Source organism: Thalassomonas sp. RHCl1 (assembly GCF_947387555.1).
In the GTDB taxonomy this organism is placed as follows: Bacteria; Pseudomonadota; Gammaproteobacteria; order Enterobacterales; family Alteromonadaceae; genus Thalassomonas.
This window is the reverse complement of record NZ_CANDNZ010000001.1, coordinates 1235047-1255000: the sequence shown is the minus strand read 5'-3', so window position 1 is coordinate 1255000 and position 19954 is coordinate 1235047. Positions and strand designations below refer to the sequence as shown.

Annotated in this window: 12 protein-coding genes; 7 read left to right on the top strand and 5 right to left on the bottom strand. The window is 47.9% G+C overall.

Translation table 11 applies throughout. From position 1 onward, the window contains the following. Positions 1-11 precede the first annotated feature (11 nt). Complete coding sequence (locus tag QL234_RS05480) at positions 12-1094, bottom strand: hypothetical protein (RefSeq protein ID WP_281556821.1); 1083 nt, start codon at positions 1092-1094, stop codon at positions 12-14. Between the two features lie 231 nt (positions 1095-1325). Here QL234_RS05480 and QL234_RS05475 point away from each other — a divergent pair, with 231 nt between their 5' ends. Next, the gene (locus tag QL234_RS05475; RefSeq protein ID WP_281556820.1) at positions 1326-4532 is read left to right on the top strand and encodes a DEAD/DEAH box helicase; all 3207 of its coding nucleotides are present in this window, start codon (positions 1326-1328) and stop codon (positions 4530-4532) included. A gap of 351 nt (positions 4533-4883) precedes the next feature. Here the strand turns inward: QL234_RS05475 and QL234_RS05470 are convergent, their stop codons facing one another. Together QL234_RS05470 and QL234_RS05465 are read right to left on the bottom strand one after the other, a co-directional pair. Further along, positions 4884-6665 (bottom strand): class I SAM-dependent methyltransferase, encoded by a 1782-nt coding sequence (locus QL234_RS05470; protein WP_281556819.1) that lies wholly within the window; start codon positions 6663-6665, stop codon positions 4884-4886. 318 nt (positions 6666-6983) lie between these two features. Beyond that, positions 6984-7916, bottom strand: a complete 933-nt coding sequence (locus tag QL234_RS05465) for a sensor domain-containing diguanylate cyclase (protein ID WP_281556818.1) — start codon at positions 7914-7916, stop codon at positions 6984-6986. Positions 7917-8626: 710 nt separating this feature from the next. Between QL234_RS05465 and QL234_RS05460 the strand changes: the two genes are divergently transcribed. From QL234_RS05460 to QL234_RS05435, 6 genes are all read left to right on the top strand, one after another. Beyond that, positions 8627-9163, top strand: coding sequence for a hypothetical protein (locus QL234_RS05460; protein WP_281556817.1), 537 nt, complete (start codon positions 8627-8629; stop codon positions 9161-9163). Then, a complete protein-coding gene (locus QL234_RS05455; RefSeq protein WP_281556816.1) occupies positions 9160-11019 on the top strand; it encodes a GMC family oxidoreductase in 1860 nt (619 codons plus the stop codon). The genes QL234_RS05460 and QL234_RS05455 overlap by 4 nt, the downstream gene beginning before the upstream one ends. Before the next feature lie 15 nt (positions 11020-11034). Further along, complete coding sequence (locus QL234_RS05450; protein ID WP_281556815.1) at positions 11035-12114, top strand: ferritin-like protein; 1080 nt, start codon at positions 11035-11037, stop codon at positions 12112-12114. 84 nt (positions 12115-12198) lie between these two features. Beyond that, on the top strand, positions 12199-14292 hold the full coding sequence (locus QL234_RS05445) for an alkaline phosphatase family protein (protein WP_281556814.1): 2094 nt from the start codon (positions 12199-12201) through the stop codon (positions 14290-14292). A gap of 23 nt (positions 14293-14315) precedes the next feature. Beyond that, a complete protein-coding gene (locus QL234_RS05440) occupies positions 14316-15854 on the top strand; it encodes an alkaline phosphatase family protein (RefSeq protein ID WP_281556813.1) in 1539 nt (512 codons plus the stop codon). A gap of 316 nt (positions 15855-16170) precedes the next feature. Next, positions 16171-17925, top strand: a complete 1755-nt coding sequence (locus QL234_RS05435; RefSeq protein ID WP_281556812.1) for a hydrogenase maturation protein — start codon at positions 16171-16173, stop codon at positions 17923-17925. Between the two features lie 82 nt (positions 17926-18007). Here the strand turns inward: QL234_RS05435 and QL234_RS05430 are convergent, their stop codons facing one another. Next, positions 18008-18388 (bottom strand): DUF3718 domain-containing protein, encoded by a 381-nt coding sequence (locus QL234_RS05430; protein WP_281556811.1) that lies wholly within the window; start codon positions 18386-18388, stop codon positions 18008-18010. A 532-nt stretch (positions 18389-18920) separates the two neighbouring features. Further along, positions 18921-19805: a trypsin-like serine protease gene (locus QL234_RS05425; RefSeq protein ID WP_281556810.1), complete on the bottom strand. Its 885-nt coding sequence runs from the start codon at positions 19803-19805 to the stop codon at positions 18921-18923. Positions 19806-19954: the final 149 nt, after the last annotated feature.

The window sequence follows — 19954 nt, the reverse complement described above, 5'->3', positions numbered from 1 at the left end:
GATAACCTAAATTAAAACCAATCAAAACTACTACTGGCATCATAAATATTGCCTGCTAACCCCTTACCAATCCAATCTCCTGTTTTAGCGGCTGCATAACCAGCGGTCAAACCAGCCCCTATTACAAAAGCCCAGCCCAAAGGAGTACTTACCATAAGAAGACTAACAGCCGCCGTAGTTACAGTACTTCCCACCCAAGCCCCGGCTGCGGTGCTGAAACCAAAACCAGTCGTTTCAACCACAGCTCTGCGCTGCCAGTCTTTACCAGCTTTATAATCCAGATAAACATCTTCACCACGAAACCCAGCATCTAATAAGATTATCCCTTTTCCCCCGATATTAGCCGCCTTCTCAAAACGTTTAATAATTTCAAATGACCGGGTTGTTGACAGCTCAATAGATTTAGCGTTTCTAGCACTTTTGGCAATATTAATTCCCCGTTGAGGATTTGACCATACTGTGCCCCGCCTGCTGGCTGTAGCATTACCCATATATTTATTTAGCTCTGCACCAAATTTAGTATTCAACTCCCTATTCAAGCTCGTGACAGTTTGTTCCAACTTCACCAGCTCAATTCCCCTCACTTTGGCTTTATATGCTTTATGTAAATTTTTCAATGCCTGTTGGTATTTAATAGCGGCCCTGGCAAAACCAGTTAAACGAGTCTCCAATGCCGTAGCTCCGGCACCGGCCAGACCATGACTATCTGATTTTAAAAAAGGAATAACAGTATCTTGCTGGTATTTTTTCACCTCAGCAATCATAGGTGCGATCTCTGCCTGATGAAATTCTGATAATGCAGCTAAAAATTGCATACCATACGTTTCATTAAGTTCGGCAATATTACGCCGGGATTGTGCCGGTAAAGCTTTCAGCTGGTTAAAGTTACTGGCCAAATCAGGCCTTAACTCCTGCCAGGGGCGTGTTTTATCTATCTGTCCCTGCCGTAAAATATAAGGCGTGCCTTGAGGAATAAAATTCCCGCTAATATGCGGGTTATCTTGTAAAAAAGCCTCCACAGCTTGTGGGTCAGGCGAGCAAGGCAGGGATGAACAGGTTTTACTGCTGATACAAATATCAATTTCGCTGGGCATACTAAATCCTTTTAGTGCAGGCGAGCTACAGCTTTGAAGCAAGCTAATCCGTTAGTTAGCCTAAAATACTAGCAGTTCATTATTGAGAGGGAAAGTTAGAATCAGCCAAAGCTATTGCACTTTAGGCCCATGAAACAACACCTACACACTTATTCTGTTTGTTCTTAGCATCTGATATCATGAGGAAATAAGAACAATTTACTATCTGCAATAGCATTACATGGACGTTTCATGAATCAAACCGGTATTTACGAACAACTTATCACCCAACTGGTTGAACAAAACCTTAACCGAGATTCATTTCATGTAGGTGAGCGCCTGTTAGAAACAGCAGAAGCAGCAACTTGGTTATCTCGCTTTCTAACTCGTATTATTGAGTTGGCGATGGAGTCTGTTCCTCAAAGCAATACCCGTATTTCAGAACAAATAAACTTAGCCAATACCCTCATCCATTGGTTAAGTGAACACATTCATGATGCAGAGCTCATCAGTGAAAATTTACTCGATAGTCAAGGTAAAATCCTAACGGCCTTATTTGATAAAACCAATCCTATTTCAGCTGATTTACCCAGTTATGTTGACTCTATTATGCCACTTACCGGGCTCACGCAAAGTGAGCTATTTTGTGGCAGCAATGTCGGTATATCCCTTGAAACAGAACTAAAACGCGAAATCCAATCTGCAGATAAAATTTACTGGTTAGTCTCTTTTATCAAATGGGCCGGTATCCGCATATTTAAGAATGAGTTAGAAGCCTTTACCCGTAGCGGCAAACAATTAAAGGTGATCACCACCTCTTACATGGGGGCAACAGACGCAAAAGCCGTAGAATTTTTAGCTTCATTGCCCAATACTGAAATTAAGCTTAGTTACAATACCAACCGTGAACGCCTGCATGCTAAATCATACTTGTTTCTACGTGATACCGGCTTTCATACTGGCTATATAGGCTCATCTAACCTATCCCATTCAGCATTAACAAACGGCCTTGAATGGAACCTTAAAATAACCTCACAAGAAATTCCCCATATCATTGAAAAGTCATTAAGCACTTTTGAAACTTATTGGGAATCACCTGATTTTGAAACTTTTACCGGCAACGTCGAAAGCCGCGATAAATTAACCCGGGCGCTTAAAGAAGCGAAAGGAAGTTATAATGCTACTGGCACTAACTATTATTTCGATATCACTCCGCACCCACACCAACTGGCTATTTTAAATAAATTACAGGTTGAACGAGAACTGCACCAGCGCTATAAAAACTTAGTGGTTGCAGCAACAGGTACCGGTAAAACCATTATTTCAGCCTTTGATTTTGCTCGCTTTTATCAAGCTAATCCGAATGCAAAATTCTTGTTTATCGCCCACCGTGAAGAAATTTTAAAGCAGGCATTAGCGGCTTATCGCGGCGTACTCAAAAACAGTACCTTTGGCGAATTATGGGTGGGCAATAATAAACCGAGTAATTACCAACAATTATTCGTTTCAATTCAAAGCCTGAATAATCAAATTGAAAACTTAGCGCTTACACCAGATTATTTTGATTATGTGGTTATTGATGAAGTACATCATATCGCTGCCAATAGTTATCGAACAGTATTAGCCCAGTTTCAGCCACAAATTTTGTTAGGGTTAACAGCAACACCTGAGCGCCATGATGGCATCGACATTCTAGCTGACTTTTGCCATGTTATTGCCGCTGAAATCCGTTTACCAGAAGCAATTAACCAACGCCATCTGACCCCTTTCCAATATTTTGCGATTAATGACGATACTGACCTAACAAGTATCCCCTGGTCTAGGGGCCGTTATGACGTGGCGGAGTTAACCCATTTATATACCTTTAACGATCAAAGGGTACAACGTATCCTGCAAAGCTTAAGCGAAATCATTACCGATATATCCGAAATGCGCGCCTTGGCATTTTGTGTCAGTAAAGATCACGCACAATTTATGGCGAACAAATTTACCCTTAAAGGAATATCCTGCGGTGTGCTTACCAGTGATAACAGCGCAGAACGTGAGCAACAACAGAAACTGTTAAGATCAAAACAGATTAATGTCTTATTCGTTGTCGATATCTTTAATGAAGGGGTAGATATACCCGAATTAGACACCTTATTGTTCCTGCGACCAACAGAAAGCTTAACCATTTTCTTACAGCAACTGGGTCGCGGCTTACGCCTCACCGATAACAAAGAATGTTGCACCGTGCTTGATTTTGTCGGTAATTCACGACCTGAATACGACTTTTCCCATAAATTCCGTGCTTTAGTGGGGAAAACGAGTCAGTCAATCGATAAAGAAATAAAACAAGGATTCCCACATTTACCTTTAGGCTGTCGTATTGAGTTACAAGAAAAAACTCAAGAAATGATTTTAAAGAATATACGCAGCGCGCTACTGAATAAAAAGAAACTATTTAGCCTGGTTAACAATTTTACTCACCATACCCATTTACCTTTAACACTGGCTAATTTTCTACAACTCCAGCCCAATATAACCCTGGAAGATATCTATAAAATCAAACTAGGGAAACCATACAGCTTTGGAGGTTGGTCAGCATTAGTAGCAGCCAGCAATAATGACAAGATAACTGGCCTAGCGAGTGATTTGGCAAGCGCTTATTATCGAGCCATCAATAATCGTTTATTAAATTGCACCTCAATCTCTTATCTACGCTTTTTACAAACTTTATGTAACAACGACTTTGCACTTAAACAAGGGCATGACGACGATATCAACAACACGCAAGCACAGCATTTCGCCCTTATGTGCCATTACGACTTCTGGGATAAACCCGGCTCACAACTTGGCTTTAAATCATTAAAACAAAGTTTACGGGCATTACATAACCCTATGCTGCAAAATGAACTCAATGACATATTAACGATATTGATGGAACGTTTGGATATCAATGAATTCCCCATGCCAAAAGTAGCTAATAAGGCTGTCGATGCATCACCATTAAAAATGCATGTGCGCTACCCCAAAGAACATATCTTGGTGGCTTTTGGCGATAGCACTTTTGAGAAAAAATCATCCAGCCGTGAAGGTGTATTAAATATTTCTGACATTAATACCGAGCTGCTTTTTGTCACCCTTAACAAGTGCGAAAAACAGTTTTCTGCCACAACCATGTATCACGACTATGCCATCAGCCCAGAACTGTTTCACTGGCAAACGCAAAATAGCGCACGTCCAAACTCAGGTAAGGGGCTTAGCTATATAAACCAGCAAAAATGCGGCAAAACAGTTATTTTATTTGTACGGGAACAGGCTAAAGATGAAAATGGCCGGACCATGGGGTTTGTGAACTTTGGTCCGGTGAATTTTGTGAAATATGAAGGCAGCCAGCCTATGAATATTACATGGAAATTGGCACACACTATGCCAGCTTATTTATGGCATGATACGGCTAAGCTAGCAGTTGGGTAATGTTAAATTAAAAGAAATGATAGTCACTTTATCTCAATAGCAGAGCAATAAACAGCTTGACTCATATCTACAAGGTTATCTGCTCTGCATTCTATACAGTGACTTTGAGGTCCTTCTGGATGATTAGGTGAAGCTCGAAATGGAGTCGTTCCAAATCTAACAGGGTAATTAAAAAAAACATGCTCTGCCCCATTCTCTTGTGAGCAGCTAGGACAAGATTTTAAAGTCTCATCTTTACTCCATTGCGTTCTATTTAATGCTCTATCGCAAACTTTACATAACATAATTATTTCCTTGTTTATAAAACTTAACTTTCATTCACTGCAAAAAATTAATATGTAACTTTAATGCTTACCACTCCCTTAATTGTTGCATCTCTTTTAAACGACCTCGCTGCATCACTAGCGCTTCAAACAAGTCATCAACTGAAGAATTATTTACAGCTAAACCAGGTAGGGCAATATTAGCCTCAGCAAAAAAACGCTGCCTCTGAGCTACGTTAAAAATTCCTGGGGGCTCTTCAACTAGTATTTCATCCTCTAGCCAAGCACTTTGCCACCAGCGCAACATACGATCTTTTGCTTCTTTTAGTTTTTTCTCACTTGGCAGGCGATCACTTTTCTGATTATTGACCTGCGTATCCGAAGGCAACAAATTCCATAAATCATTATTAGGCCAACGAGAAAACGGCATGCAATGATCTATGTTGTATTTCTGCTTAAGAGTTTTAGAGGTCCATACACAATGTTGTGTTTGTTGTTGCTGCAACTGCTCGAAGCGCTGGCGAATTTCAGTCGTGCTTCTTTTAGGTTCCAACCAGTTTAATGCCTGTTGTAGAACATAATGTTTTTCTACCGCCTGGTACCTGGCATTCCCCTTGTAGCTGAGCATTGTATTTACCCATTCACTTACCAATACCGGCTCTATCCAGCAAGCATAACGGTTAAATGCCAGCCATATATGCTCGGGCAGTGAAAACTCTCCCCACTGGGTGAGTGTGGCTAAATCTAAGAAAATGCTTTCTTTGGCTCGCACCGGCTTGCTGGCAACTTCAAACACACCTTGTTCACTGTTAGGCAAAGTTATGTACTTACATGGCATGCCTTTAATATTGCTAAGCGCATCAGACAAAGTTTTATGCAAAGCTATGGCGTCATCGCCGGTAAACATATGGCCGATACGGTAATCGGCTGCGGTGCGATGTGTTAATTTATGCCAGCCATTAGGCTTCATAAATCCCATGTTAGGGCTTTTGTTTGGTGTCTGAAATAATTGGTGTTTGTCTATTAGATCTTTGTATTGGTGGCACCAGTAAAGTGCTACTAACCCTGCGGGTAAAATAACCCTGTCGCCATGTAGACTGCTTTCTCGTCTTAATACAGCTCCCGGGTGACCATCGGCAATTCGCAGTAATACCCGCAACAAGGCTAATTTATGTGTGGCTGACTTTCCGTCGTTGGTTGCTACATGCCTTATAAACGGAAAAGCACCGCTACCGTCATCAGGTAACTGCAACACCACCGTCTGCCAGCTGACTTCTTCCCGTCCCAGCTTGTCATCTTCTCGTTGGCTTTCACTTACCGTAAACAAGCCCACTTTTTTAGCAAGCTTCTTTAATTCATCCGCACACACGGCGTACATTTTTCGAGAATCTGCCGTGTGCTCGGTTCGGCTATGCCTCAGGCTTATTACCAATTTGCCACCCGGTTTTAACAGATTAGCCAGTTTACGTATTGAGCGGGCACGGTCACTTTCAGGAATATGCATCCAAACCGCGCTGAGTAAAATCAGGTCAAAACTAACTTCCTGCCGGGTGACTTGTGCCAGGGCTGGCAGTGAATCTTCCAGCCAAGTTACATTGAGTTCTTGAGTATGCTGTTTTCCTATGTCGGCTAAAAGCTTTGCCGGTTCAACGGCTGTGACACTAACATTCTGGTGTTGTCCCTGCTCTGCCAGGTATTTGGCATCACGCCCTGCTCCGGCGCCAATATCTAAAATACGGGCGTCCGCTTTATTCAATACCGGGGTGACATAAGACAATACACCGGCGTGTATTTCTTCAAAGGATTTTGATAAGTACTGCTGGGCAACATGACGGGCGTTATCATTGTAAAACTGTATATTTCCGGTCACATTATTATCCGTTTAAACCGGTGGCTTTACATGCAACTAAGGGGTAATACATCATGTTATTTTGCTCTTATGGCAAGCGCTAAAATGCGGGTTAATCCATTATCTGCGCCCAAGATGCTACAGCTTCAACAAGTTGTCAATTTAATTCGCAAGGGTTATTTGTTTGAAGTGAGGTAAATCAAACTATTGAAAAGGATATTCACCAGGCAGCAAGTTTATGGTGCGTCTGCACACAACTGATCAATTAGGGCATTATTAACTTTGACAGCGGCTAAACTTCTGCCCTTTTAACAATAACCACTTTTGGAAGATGCCCTATCACAACTGAACCACATACTGATCCCGCCCCGAGTCTTTAGCCTGATATAACGCTTTATCCCCCCGGATCAACAAATCAGAAATATTAATATCCCCTTCCTTAAACTGGGTAACTCCCAAAGAAAGAGTGATGTTCAAAGTCGAGCCGCTGTCATCATAAGGGATCTCACTCGCTTTAATACACAAACGAATACGCTCGGCAATATCACCGGCATGATTAACCTGGGTATGAGGCAGCAAAATGGCAAACTCTTCACCGCCTACCCGACATAATGTATCGCTGTCACGCAACTGCTCGTTACACTGTTTGCAAAAAAAACTCAGTACCGTATCGCCAACATGGTGACCGTAGCCGTCATTCACGGCTTTGAAAAAATCGATATCTATCACAATCAACGACAAAGGGTGGTCATATCGTTTAGCCCGGCCGATTTCTTTTTCCGACAGTTCAATAAAATAACGCCGGTTGTAAATACCGGTCAGTTCGTCGGTATTGGCCAGTTGTTCTATGTCGGTAATGGCCTGGGTCAGGGTCATCTGAATTTTTTTCAACTCGGTAATGTTGGCCCCCACTATCACATTCATGCCGTTGCTTAAGGTCATGCGGGTCACATTGTAATATTGCCCTTCGTTGGTGTCGGTTTCGTACTGGTTGTATTCCACGCTGCGCTGCGTTTTTTCGACTTCGTCAAACCAGGTATCGAAATTGTCGGCATCTATTTTTATGCCGATGGAATGGTTATAGGCCTCGCGCAACAGGTCTTTTTGCAGCTGGCCTACGGCTTGTTCTTTGGGCTTGCCCAGCACAGAGGCCATTACGTCGTTGCAATACAATAATCTGTAGTCCCGGTCGAAAAAACCCAGGGCATTGGGGGTTAAGTCCATGACTTCTTTGAGGGACTCCAAAAGTAAATTATCTACTTCCAGGTTCATGGTTTGCCTCAGGCTGAAAAATGCTATCTACAATAGTAGTACAGTAACACTTAGCGGACGACCCCCATGTCATCGGCGATTTTCCCGCGGCCAAAAAGCACTTTTCTTGCGCTGATATCCGCTGTTTCCCTTTTGCAAATTCCCGGGCAAGTCCCCTTGTTGAATTTACGGCTTTATCAACTATTCTTTAGGCACATCATTTAGTCAGTCTATGAACGTCCTGTTTGCTTAGTATTGCCCATCCGGCTCAAGCCGGACTGAAACAGGGGAGCGGTCACGGTTGTCCCCTTGGCTCACCCTTAGCGCAATAATACGCAATTTCATAATACATGATGGTTATTGCACTTACCTTACTGAAACCGCCTTATCCTCCTGTTTATAAGGTGGCCGAATACCTATAAAGCGCCGGTGCCAAACCAAGGCATCCGGACAATAAATTTTCAGTTATGGCAGGTGCTTGCACGAGGCAATTAACCAAAAGGAAAAAACCATGTCTGCTGATATCAATGCAACCAAGCTTACTCCCCGTCAAAGTGGCACCAATCCCCAGATAACTGAAGACTTAGAGCCACTGGCCCAACTTATCGAAGCCCAGCCCGGATAAAACACGCAATAGCGAATGCAACCCTTGATGCAACTTTTGATAACCAAAGTGATGCAACAAGCAAACAATAACTGATGCGGTAACCAATAAAAATGAGGATCTCCTTATGGACAAACTTGCTGATTTTTACCAGGTCTCAGTGGTGCTTACCGGCTATAACCGCAGCCGCTTGATGGCAACGGGTATCGGTGAAGAATATTTTGAGGTGCTGACCAGCCTGGTACCCGGGAAGATTATCGATGAATTATTTATCTGCTCCAGGGCCCTGGCCCATGAATATAAGGGCGAGGCCCTGAACGAAAAGTTCCGCGAGCAGATCTTATCCAACGACCGCCTCGGCCCCGTCGCCCGCAATATCCTGAAGATGTGGTATTTGTCTTTGTGGTACCAGCTGCCGCAAAGCTGGCGAGAAACCTATGGCGTGCCCAGCCAGACACCGGGTAAATACCAGGATATCGATTTTGTCATTTCCGAAAATGCCTATATCCAGGGCCTGGTGTGGCCGGCGCTGGGCTCACATCCCATGGGAGCGAAACAGCCGGGTTACGGCACCTGGGCCTTTAAGCCGGGAGAAGAGCTCACCCGCATTAATCTTGGCACCGACCACCCCGTCAGCGACATTGAAGAAGGAAACCTGTCATGAACAACAATGAACACTTTGACGTGGTGATCGTCGGCGCCGGCATCAGCGGCGCCATTATGGCGCAGGAGCTGGGTAAAAACGGTAAAAGTGTATTGATATTGGAAGCCGGTACGGGCACAGGCGGGCGCTTTTTTTCATCTGACTGCGATGCTCCTTCTCAGGAAAACAGCCAGCCGCTCAGCAGCTACCAAACTTATATGAGCACCTTTTTTACCGCCCTGGCAAAAATCCCCAATGCCCCCTACCCCAACAATGCCAATGCCCCGCAGCCGCTGGTCACAGATCTCGCCCCCATCCCTCAGGGCCAGATTTCAGATAACGGCTATTTCGTACAAACCGGGCCGCTGCCTTTTGCCAGCACCTATACCCGGGCCGAAGGCGGCACCACCTTGCACTGGCTCGGCACCTGTTTGCGTATGCTGCCGGAAGACTTTGAATTAAAAACCCGCTTTGGCCGCGGCCTCGACTGGCCCATCAGTTATGACGAGCTGCGCCCCTGGTATGAAATTGCCGAGCAAAACCTCGGGGTTTCCGCCAATGCCAACGAACAAAATTACCAGCAAATCGACAACCCGGCGGTGCATATTCCGTTTGCCGCCAGCTACGAGTACAAGATGGAGAAAATTCCGCAAAGTTACCTGGACCAATATTTCAGCAAGGGCCTGGCACAAATGCAGGTCAGCTTTGAAGGCAAAAATTACCCGATAGATGTGGTCAGCACCCCGCAGGCCAGAAACGGTATGCCGCGCGGCGACTACCGCCCTGTCGGCGCCGTGGGCCATGAAACTGCCGGTCAGCGCTGCGCCGGTAATTCCAACTGCGTGCCGATCTGTCCCATTCAGGCGAAATACAATGCCTTAAAAACCCTGGAGCAAGCGAAAAAAACCGGCAAGGTGGAAATACGCACCCAGTGCGTGGCCTATCAGCTGGAAACCGACGAGCAGGGGAAAAACATCGCCCGGGTGCATTATAAGAAATACCAGTCGAGCGACAATCCGGATCATCAATGCCATGCGGTTTCCGGCACTATAGTGGTGCTGGCCAGCCATGCGGTGGAAAATGCCAAATTGCTGCTCGCTTCCAATGTCGCCAACTCCAGCGATCAAGTGGGCCGTAACCTGATGGATCACCCCACCATGCTCACCTGGGGATTAATGCCGACAGATATCGGCGCGTTTCGCGGCCCCGGCTCCACCTCCGGTATCCCTTCACTGCGCGGCGGCGAATTCCGTAAAAGCCGCGCCGCGTTTCGCATCGAAATCGGCAACTGGGGCTGGTCCTGGCCGGAAGGGGCACCGGTGGGCACAGTGCCCGACCTTATCGATGAAAAAAACATGTTCGGCGAGCAGCTCAAAAATTATATCGCTTCGGTCTATCCACGCATGTTCCGCTTCGGCTTCCTGGTGGAGCAGTTGCCCGATGCCAACAACCGGGTCACATTAGACGACAACTACCGGGATCAGCTCGGCAATTACCGCCCGGTGATCAGCTACAATGTCACCGATTATACCCGCGCCGGTATGGCGGCGGCCAAGGAAGTCTCGGACCAAATATTCCAGCGCCTGGGCATAGAAGGTTTCACCGAATACAAACCCTCCGACGCCGGTTATCTCACCTACCGGGGTGAGGGCTACAGCTATAACGGTGCCGGCCACCTGGTGGGCACCCATATTATGGGGGACAATCCGAACACCTCTGTGGTCAACAAATACCAGCAAAGCTGGGACCACCCCAACCTCTACCTTGTGGGATGCGGCAATATGCCCACCATTTCCACCTCCAACCCCACCTTAACCATGGCGGCCTTAACCTATTGGGCAGCGCAAAATGTGCTTGAAGCACTTAACCCGTGCTAAGCAAGGAGCAACAACATGTACCTGTCAGCAGACAAACAAAAAAGGTTTACCCCCATCACCAGCATCAGTGAATTGCACCAGCAGTTACAGCTGGCCATTGAGCTGGAATTTTCTACCCTGCCCCCCTATTTAAGCGCTTTATATTCCATTAAGGAAAATACCAATAACTGTGCTTATCAGGTGATCCAAAGCGTGGTCATGGAAGAAATGTTCCACTTAACCAATGCTGCCAATGTGCTGATTGCCACCGGCGGCAGCCCGGCGCTCAATAACACGGATTTTATTCCAAGCTTCCCCACCAGGTTGCCGGACGGCGAACAATGGTTCGAAGTCAGTTTATTAAAATTCAGCCCGGAGGCGCTGCAAACCTTTAAATATATCGAAGAGCCGAGCGAGAACGTGCCGGGCAAAATCACCATCGGCGACTTTTACGCCAACGTCGAAAAAGGCCTGACTTACTTAAGCGAAACCCTGCCCCCGGATGAACTTTTCCCCGCCAACACCGGGCCGCAAATCGCCCATAAATATTATTACGGCGGCGGCGGAGAGATCACTCCGGTTACCGATCTCGACAGTGCCATGTTTGCCATCAATGCCATTATCGCCCAGGGGGAAGGCATACCGGATCGCTGCTGGGATCCGGATAAACCATTTCCCCTGGAAGAAGGCACAGGCATCGCCAGCGGCGATCATCAGCTGTTTATGCAGCCCAGGGAACTGGCCCATTATTACCGCTTTAACGAGCTGGCGTGCGGTCGACGTTATGTATGCGGCGACAGCCATAACAGCGGCCCTACAGGCCCGAAAATCCCGATAGATTATGCCCAGGTTTATAATATGAAACCCAACCCAAATTCGGGGGATTATGCCTTTGCCCCCGAGCTGGCGGCATTAGATTATGAATTTAACCGCATTTTTACTTTGCTACTGGACCAGCTGCATAACGCCTTTAACGGTGACCCCGAGCTGCTGGTGCCGGCCGTGGGTACTATGTTTAAGCTTAAAGAGCTGGCACAGGAGCTGATGCGCAATCCTATTCCCGACAGCCCGGAGCAATATAACGCCGGGCCGACCTGGCAATACCTTAAAAGTTAATAAGCCATGCAACGGGCACTTAAAAAAGTGCCCGTTGCATCACAGCATAATACTGATAAAAACATTATTAAAAGGAGATCAGGGATGGATAAAAGAGCATTTGATCATGTACTGATTATCATGTTTGAAAACCAGTACCGGGGGTACGTGCTGCAAAACCCCTATATGGCCAACCTGGCAGAGCAAGGCATAGAGCTCACCAACAGCTTTGGCGTGATGCACCCGTCGCAAACCAACTATATCAGCTCTATCGCCGGAGAATTGTGCGATGTCAGCGACGACGATGCCCCCAGCCCCTTGCTGAAACAGCAGACCATAGTGGACTTAATAGAAGCCTCTCCTCACCAGCTCAGGTGGAAGGCTTATATGGACAGCTATATTGCCGATAATAACCCGTGGCAGCCAGAGAACTTTACCCCGACAGATCACTACCCTTATGTGATCAAACATAACCCGTTTTCCTCGTTTGAAAATATCGTCACCAATAAACAGCGCTGGCAACAAATCGATAACGAAGCCGGTTTCTGGCGCGACCTGCTCAATGACAACCTGCCTGAATATGCCTGGTTTACCCCCAATATGTGGAACGACGGCCATTACCTGGCGGGCACTACAGACGATACCTGTAACGGCGAGCGGGCGCCGGTATTGGTGGACCAGCAGGCCAAATGGCTGAAATCCTTTTTCGCCGGATTAAATTTCCCCGGCCCGAATTCGAAACTGCCGCCGAATACCCTGGTGGTGGTAACCTATGACGAGGCCGACTTTGAAGCTTTTTTCGATAAAGGCAAAAAATACACCTACGACGGGCCGAACCAGATTTATACCGTGCTGCTCGGCGATAACATCCGCCCCGGCAAAGAGCACCAGGGTTATAACCATTACAGCTTGTTAAAAACCATAGAAGAGAACTTTAACCTCGGCAGCCTCAATAAAAACGACCGTGATGCCAACTACTTCCAGTTTTTATGGCACAAGTCCTTTGCCTGGCAACACCCGAGGGAAAGCGGTTTAAGCAAAGTAAAACAATTCGATGCCTGCAGTTTTGACAAACAGCTGCTGTTCGTGGCGCTAGAGCACAACAACCAGTTAACGTACCGCCCCATGTGTGGCGATGAAACCAACCTTGCCCGGGTACAGGCACTGCCGCTGGCAGAAAATGTCAGTCAGGCTTTTGCCCTGGCCGCCAACAACCAGCAGGCGCTGCTGGTTTATGGCGATACCGACGGCTTGTTAAAGGTGCTCAGTTATAACCTCGCCACCGGCTGGCTATCTGTAGCAACACCGGCTCCCGAAGGTGAAAATAAACAAACGCAGATACGCCAGTTAGACTTGGTGGCACTGCCGGACAATGCAGGCTTCCTGCTGGTGTATCAAACCCGGGCGGGCAGTTTATTCAGCAGCCGCTTTACCAATACCCCGGATAATCCCTGGCAGGTGCCGGAAAAACTATGCCACCTCATCAACACCCCAATCGCCCAGGGCTCAGTGCCAGTCCCGGTAACGGTCAACTCCAATATCAGCGCGCCGTTTAAGCTGGCGCGCCTGGGGGCCAGTGTGCTGCTGGTTTATTCCCTGCCTCACAGCAATCACTTAAGCTGCTTAAGTTATAACACTGCCGAATTTAACAAGGTCAAGGTAAAAAGCAGCGCCTATTCCGGCCCCTACGATGACTACACGGTGAATGCCTGGTCTGCCAGCAGCTTTAATTTAAATGTCTTTGGCGAAACTGTGCCTGCAACATCTCTGGTGACAAGCCCCGAGCAGGAGCCCGAGCCCACCGAACAGGGACTGGTGGCCAACGGCCAGTTTGCCCTGCAAACCCTGGACGGGGTGATACATTTGCTGCACAACGCCGGTGATAATCCCCAGCTGCTCAGCAGCACCTTTTCTATCGGCGGCACCCTCACCCCCGGCTTACCGGTATCTTACCAACCGGATGCGCCGGGAAAAGAAAACACTAGCGACGGCTACGGCACCTTGTTTGAAGCGGGCTGGAGCCAGGTTGAACCGGTGAGGCATATTATCAGGGAACAGGACAGTCCCATTGCCATGGCGAATTTTAACGATCAGCTGTGGCTGTTTTATCAGGGACAAGGGCAGGAAAGCATTAACATTTGCCGTGGCGCATACCGCCATAAAGAGTCAGCGCACGAGGCCACACAAACAGATGCCTGAATAAACAGCTAAGGAGAGTGACGATGAGCCATAACACCAACGGCCTGAATTTAGGCTTATTAGATCAGATAGATCATTTTGTCGTGATCATGCTGGAGAACCGCTCTTTTGATCACATGTTAGGTTTTTTATATACAGAGCAAAACAATGTCTCACCGCTGGGCCATGCCTTTGAAGGTTTGACCGGCAAAGAAAGCAACCTTAACTCCCGCGGCGAAGCAGTGACCGTGTTTAAAATCCCCGCCGATAAACACCCGTATTTCTGGCCCGGCAGCGATCCCGGCGAAGGTTATAACAATACCAACAGCCAGCTGTTCGGCAATTACCGCACCCCGGCCAAAGGCAGCAAGGCCAGCAACAGCGGTTTTATCAGCGACTTTGCCTATACCTTAAACTGGCAGCGCCAGGATAACGAGAAAAAACCCGGCAGCTGGCCCATTGTTGAAGGCACCACGGAAGAAAGCATCATGGGCATGTACACCCCGGAACTTTTACCTGTACTCTCGGGACTGGCCAAAGGTTATGCGGTGTGCGATCACTGGTTTTGCTCGGTGCCCACCGAAACCCTGCCCAACCGCGCCTTTGTGCAGATGGCCACCTCGTTGGGACGCCTGAGCGATCATGATAAACAATATAATGCCCCCAGCATCTATAACCTGCTGGAGCAGGCACGGCTGAGCTGGAGCATTTACGGGTATGAAGACGAGCCTATCCTCACCCGCCAGTCGTTACAGGCGCTGCCGGAAAAACCAGAATACGGCAGCTTCGGGAATTTTGCCGCCTTTAAGCAGGCCGCCGCCGACGGTACCTTGTCCCATTACAGCTTTTTAGCGCCGGAATGGGGCAGCAAAGGCAACAGCCAGCACCCCAACTATGATGTCGCCAAAGGCGAGCAGTATCTGTATGAGATATACCAGGCGCTTAAAAGCTCCCCCCAATGGCAGAAAACCTTGCTGATCATCACCTATGACGAGCACGGCGGCAACTTCGATCATGTGCCGCCGCCGGAAAATGCCAAACAGCCACAAGATTGCCCGGATAATATGGGCTTTAACTTCCAACGCTTTGGCGTACGGGTACCCACGGTATTGGTATCGCCGCTGATAGAAGCGGGTACAGTATTGCGACTGCCGGAGCCGGATACCGACTTGTATGGCAACAAAACCGCCCCCACCGCCTTTGACCATACCTCGATACTGGCCACGGTAGAGAGACGCTTTAAGCTCTCGCCGCTCACCACAAGGGACGGTGCCGCCCCCGATATTGCCCCGGTATTAACCTTAACCACGCCGCGCCAGGATGATCCCCTGGAAAATGTGGTGGTGCCAAAAAGTGAGGCTTTACCTGTGCTTGAAGGCAATAGCGACTGGGGCAAGGCAGACCACCTGCAACAGGCAGAAGCCAGCCTGGCGTCACAGCTGCCGCTGGAAGGAGATTATCATTCCCATTACCAGGACAATGGGCAGGCAAACTGGCAGGACGATGAAAATGAGATCAAACGTTACAGCCGCTACCGCTATCATCATTATTACTACGGCCAGTATAAAGAAAAAAGCAGCTGATTATAAATAAGTCATAATTTATGAACAGTTAAAGCATGATTGGCTATAGCTAAGTCATCCGTGTCGGGGCAGCTTTCCCCGGCACGGTCTCTGCGGTGCTGCAATTGCTCTTCCCCTGACTTCCACCCTGCTTTTCACCCGACAAAAGCGCTCAAAATTTGCGCTAAATCAAACGAATTATAAAAAATTAGACTAAATACTTCATTATAAGTGTCAGGATTCTTGACAATAAAAGTACTTGCTGGTCAAATGCCGCCCATCAGGGGCGTTCAAGCCCTTTGACAGGCTATTCACCCGCAGCAACAAGGAAGAACCCGTGCGTATTTTATTACTCGTCACCGCCTTTAACGGCCTCAGCCAACGCATTTACGAACAACTTAAACTTCAGGGACACGCGGTCAGCGTAGTTTTTGCCGGACAGGAAAGCGAAGTCCGCTATGCTATCGACACCTTTGAACCTGAGCTGATTCTGTGCCCGTTTTTAAAACAACGCATCCCGGACGATATCTGGCAAAAACACCTGTGCATTATCATTCACCCGGGCATTATCGGTGACCGCGGCCCGTCTTCCCTGGACTGGGCGATTTTAGATCAGCAAAGCCAGTGGGGCGTCACCGCCCTGCAGGCGGACAGCGAAATGGATGCCGGCGATATCTGGTCATCGAAAAATTTTAAGATGCGCCCGGCGTCAAAAGCCAGCTTATACCGCCAGGAAGTCACGCGCATGGCGTCGGCACTGGTGGACGACATCCTGGAATGGCACCAAATGGCAGACTTTAAGCCGCTGCCCCTCGATTACAGCGATAAAAAAGTCAAAGGCAGTCTCAAACCTTTGATCCGCCAGGCACAGCGCAGTATTAACTGGCACAGGGACAATACCTGCGAAGTATTAAGAAAAATTCACGCCGCCGACAGTTTCCCCGGCGTGCTGGACGATTTTTTCGGGATCGGCGTTTACCTTTTCGGCGCCCATCAGGAGCTGGTGTTAAAAGCCGATGCCCCGAAAAAAATCATCGCCCAGCGTGACGGCGCCATCTGCATCTCCACCTTAGACGGCGCCATCTGGATCAGCCATTTAAAACAGCAAAAAGACGCCGACAACAGCTATTTTAAATTGCCCGCCGCCTGGGTGCTGGCAGAGCACCTGACAGACACTCCCGAGCTTAAGCTGCCGCCGCTGGCCGCCCATAAAATCAAAACCTACAAAGAAATCAGCTACCGCGAAGCCGACGGCGTCGGTTATCTTTATTTTAATTTTCATAACGGCGCCATGGGTACAGATCAGTGCCAGCGCCTGCTGACCGCCTATAAAGCCGCCCAGTGCCGCAATACCCGGATTTTGGTGCTGATGGGGGGAGACGATTTCTTCTCAAACGGCATCCACCTCAACCATATTGAGGCAAGTAATAACCCGGCCGAGGAGTCATGGCGCAATATCAATGCCATAGACGACCTGGTGCAGGCGATACTGGAAACCCGCAACAAGATCACCCTGGCCTCCCTGGGCAACAATGCCGGCGCCGGTGGCGTAATGCTGGCACTGGCCTGTGATCAGGTGGTCGCCCGTGACGGCGTGGTGCTTAACCCCCATTATAAAACCATGGGGCTGTACGGCTCAGAATACTGGACCTATACCCTGCCGCGCCGCATCGGCTACCGCCAGGCAATCGACCTGACCCAAAGCTGTATGCCGCTCGGCGCCCAGGCTGGTGCCAACATAGGTTTAGTGGATGCGGTATTCCCGTCAGACCCGACCGCTTATGCGTTTGATTTAAAAGAATATTGTAGAATTTTGCTTGAAGATGACCAGTATGTGGCGCTGTTAAGCACTAAACTTGCCCAAAGAGATAAAGACGAGCTGGAAAAACCCCTGGCCCAGTACCGGGAAGAAGAGCTGCTGCAAATGAAACACTGTTTCACCGCCGCCGACAGCCAGTACCACACGCTGAGAAAGCAGTTTGTCTATAAGGTTTGCCCGGGTACAACACCGGCGCGCCTGACCCAGTATCCCCTGGTCAGCACAGCTGCCGACAGCAGCGGCATTGCCGATTTAACTCCGCTAACGGAATAAAAGCGGAATAAATAGGGAATAAAAACAGAATAAAATCGGGGGCAGCTCCATCAGAAACTGCCCCTGAAAAGGTGTTGTGCTGCTAATGCACCATCACCAGAATAACCTCCTGATCATCGCCTGCTGCCTGCTGTTTTTCTTGCGCCGCTTTAGCAATATCGATAATACTGACTTTTCCCTTGTGGAAGCGGTTAATATAATCCGCGGTTCTCGTTGCTCCATAGGCGGCGGCAAACCTGGCAATTTCCTCACCGTTACAGGTCAGGTTATTGGCAATATACTTGTGCCTTACCCCGTAACGTTTTGCCATATCCTTGTAGCCGATCAAATCGTTTTTAGCCGCAGAAACACATATCTGAGTACCGGGCAGATTATTGGCGGCAACAAATTTATAAGTGGCGGCATTAGCCGAAAAAGCAAAAGCCGTCGCTGCGGTAAGTAGAACTGTTATTACAGATTTCATGTTATTCTCCTCAAGGCGCAAATAAAACACTTTTACAAGTAAAAGTAAGCATTGGCCGTCAAGTTAAACCTCAACTGTTAAACACGCTTTAATCTTAATATAAATCGCCAGGAACGCCCGTTTATTCCGGGGGTTTTATATGTCAAGATGTTAGATTTTATGACGCAGAAAAAAGGACTTTTTGCCAATGAAAAATGGCGAAAAAACGTTATCAGCTTGATGTTACAGCCAATTAAAATTAAAGCTGATTTTTACCGCTTACTAAGTCATTGATATCGGCCTTGCCGGCCAGACACGGGTTGTTACAGCCGCAGGTTTTTCGAAACATGTTTCGCGTAAAAAATTCATCGGCATCAGCTTAACGGACGGTTCAACCACACAGATGCCAAGCCACTATATAGCCAGTCCACTTTAAGTTCAGGCTCAGCGTCCAGCAAAACGCAGCACCCGACAATGGAGCCGCCATTGTCGGGGGTTACACAGGTTGTCTCGCTGAGCTCCCACAGGAGAATGGCTATATTGGCCTTTGCCGTTACAGCGTCCAGCCCGCCCAGCCCGCTAACGCAGAGAGCTTGGTTTCCATATTGGTATAGGCAATGCCGGAACTGTCCATAAAGCTGTAATAGGCGCCGACACCGACCACTTTGTTATTTTTAAAGGCAGGGCCGCCGGAATCGCCCGGACATAAGCCAGGTGCGCTGCTGTCGAGTTTAGGTGCGGCAACGACAACATTATGATAGAAAACCTCCGCAGCCTTGCCGGCATAATAAGCGCCATATCCGGGATGATTATCATAGGCATCGATAGCCAGGGCATAAGTATCACCGGCCTTTTTACGGCCATAACCGCTGCGGCTTTCACCAACTTTTTCCTCGCAGCCATAACCGACCAGGGTAATATTGTCTCCCGGGCTTACCTCGGTAAAGTCCACTTCACTCACGGGGTAAGGCGTGGTATTTTGCAGGGTAAAAGTCGCCACATCAAAACTGTGCATACCTGCCCCGTTGGTGCTTTCATTGCTGTTGATGCGGCTGAGCACCTCGGACACGTAGGATGAATGCAACATCACCTGGCCAAGGGTATTGAAGGTCCAACCCGATGACGTCGTCGGCTGTTGCACATTGCTCAAATAAATTCTGGCGCCAAAGAAGGCACTGCTTTCAACTTCCCCGGTGGTTTTGTCGATAAGACAATGCGCCGCGGTTAAATATCTGTGGCTGGCAATTTTCACGGCGGTACAGGCACTGCCGCCGGAAACAAAAAATTGCACCGTAGAGGGCCAGTCACTGGTTGTGCTGCCGCCTATCAGTTGGATAGAGGGGCCTGTTGCTTTTCCCGCCTTATCCAGAGAAACGGCGCCGGCAACGGGGCTTAATGACAGAGCAATGGCCACAGGTAATAATATTTTCTTGAACATATTCATTCCTTTAAATGTGTTTAACGTGAACGGCAAAATTCAGATCTGAACTTTGCAGTTTGGCATTATACTGAAAGGACTTTAACAACCTACTGTTTTGTTAGGTTTTTTATCGTTATAAAACAAAAGTTTGTTTTAATTCAAAGTTA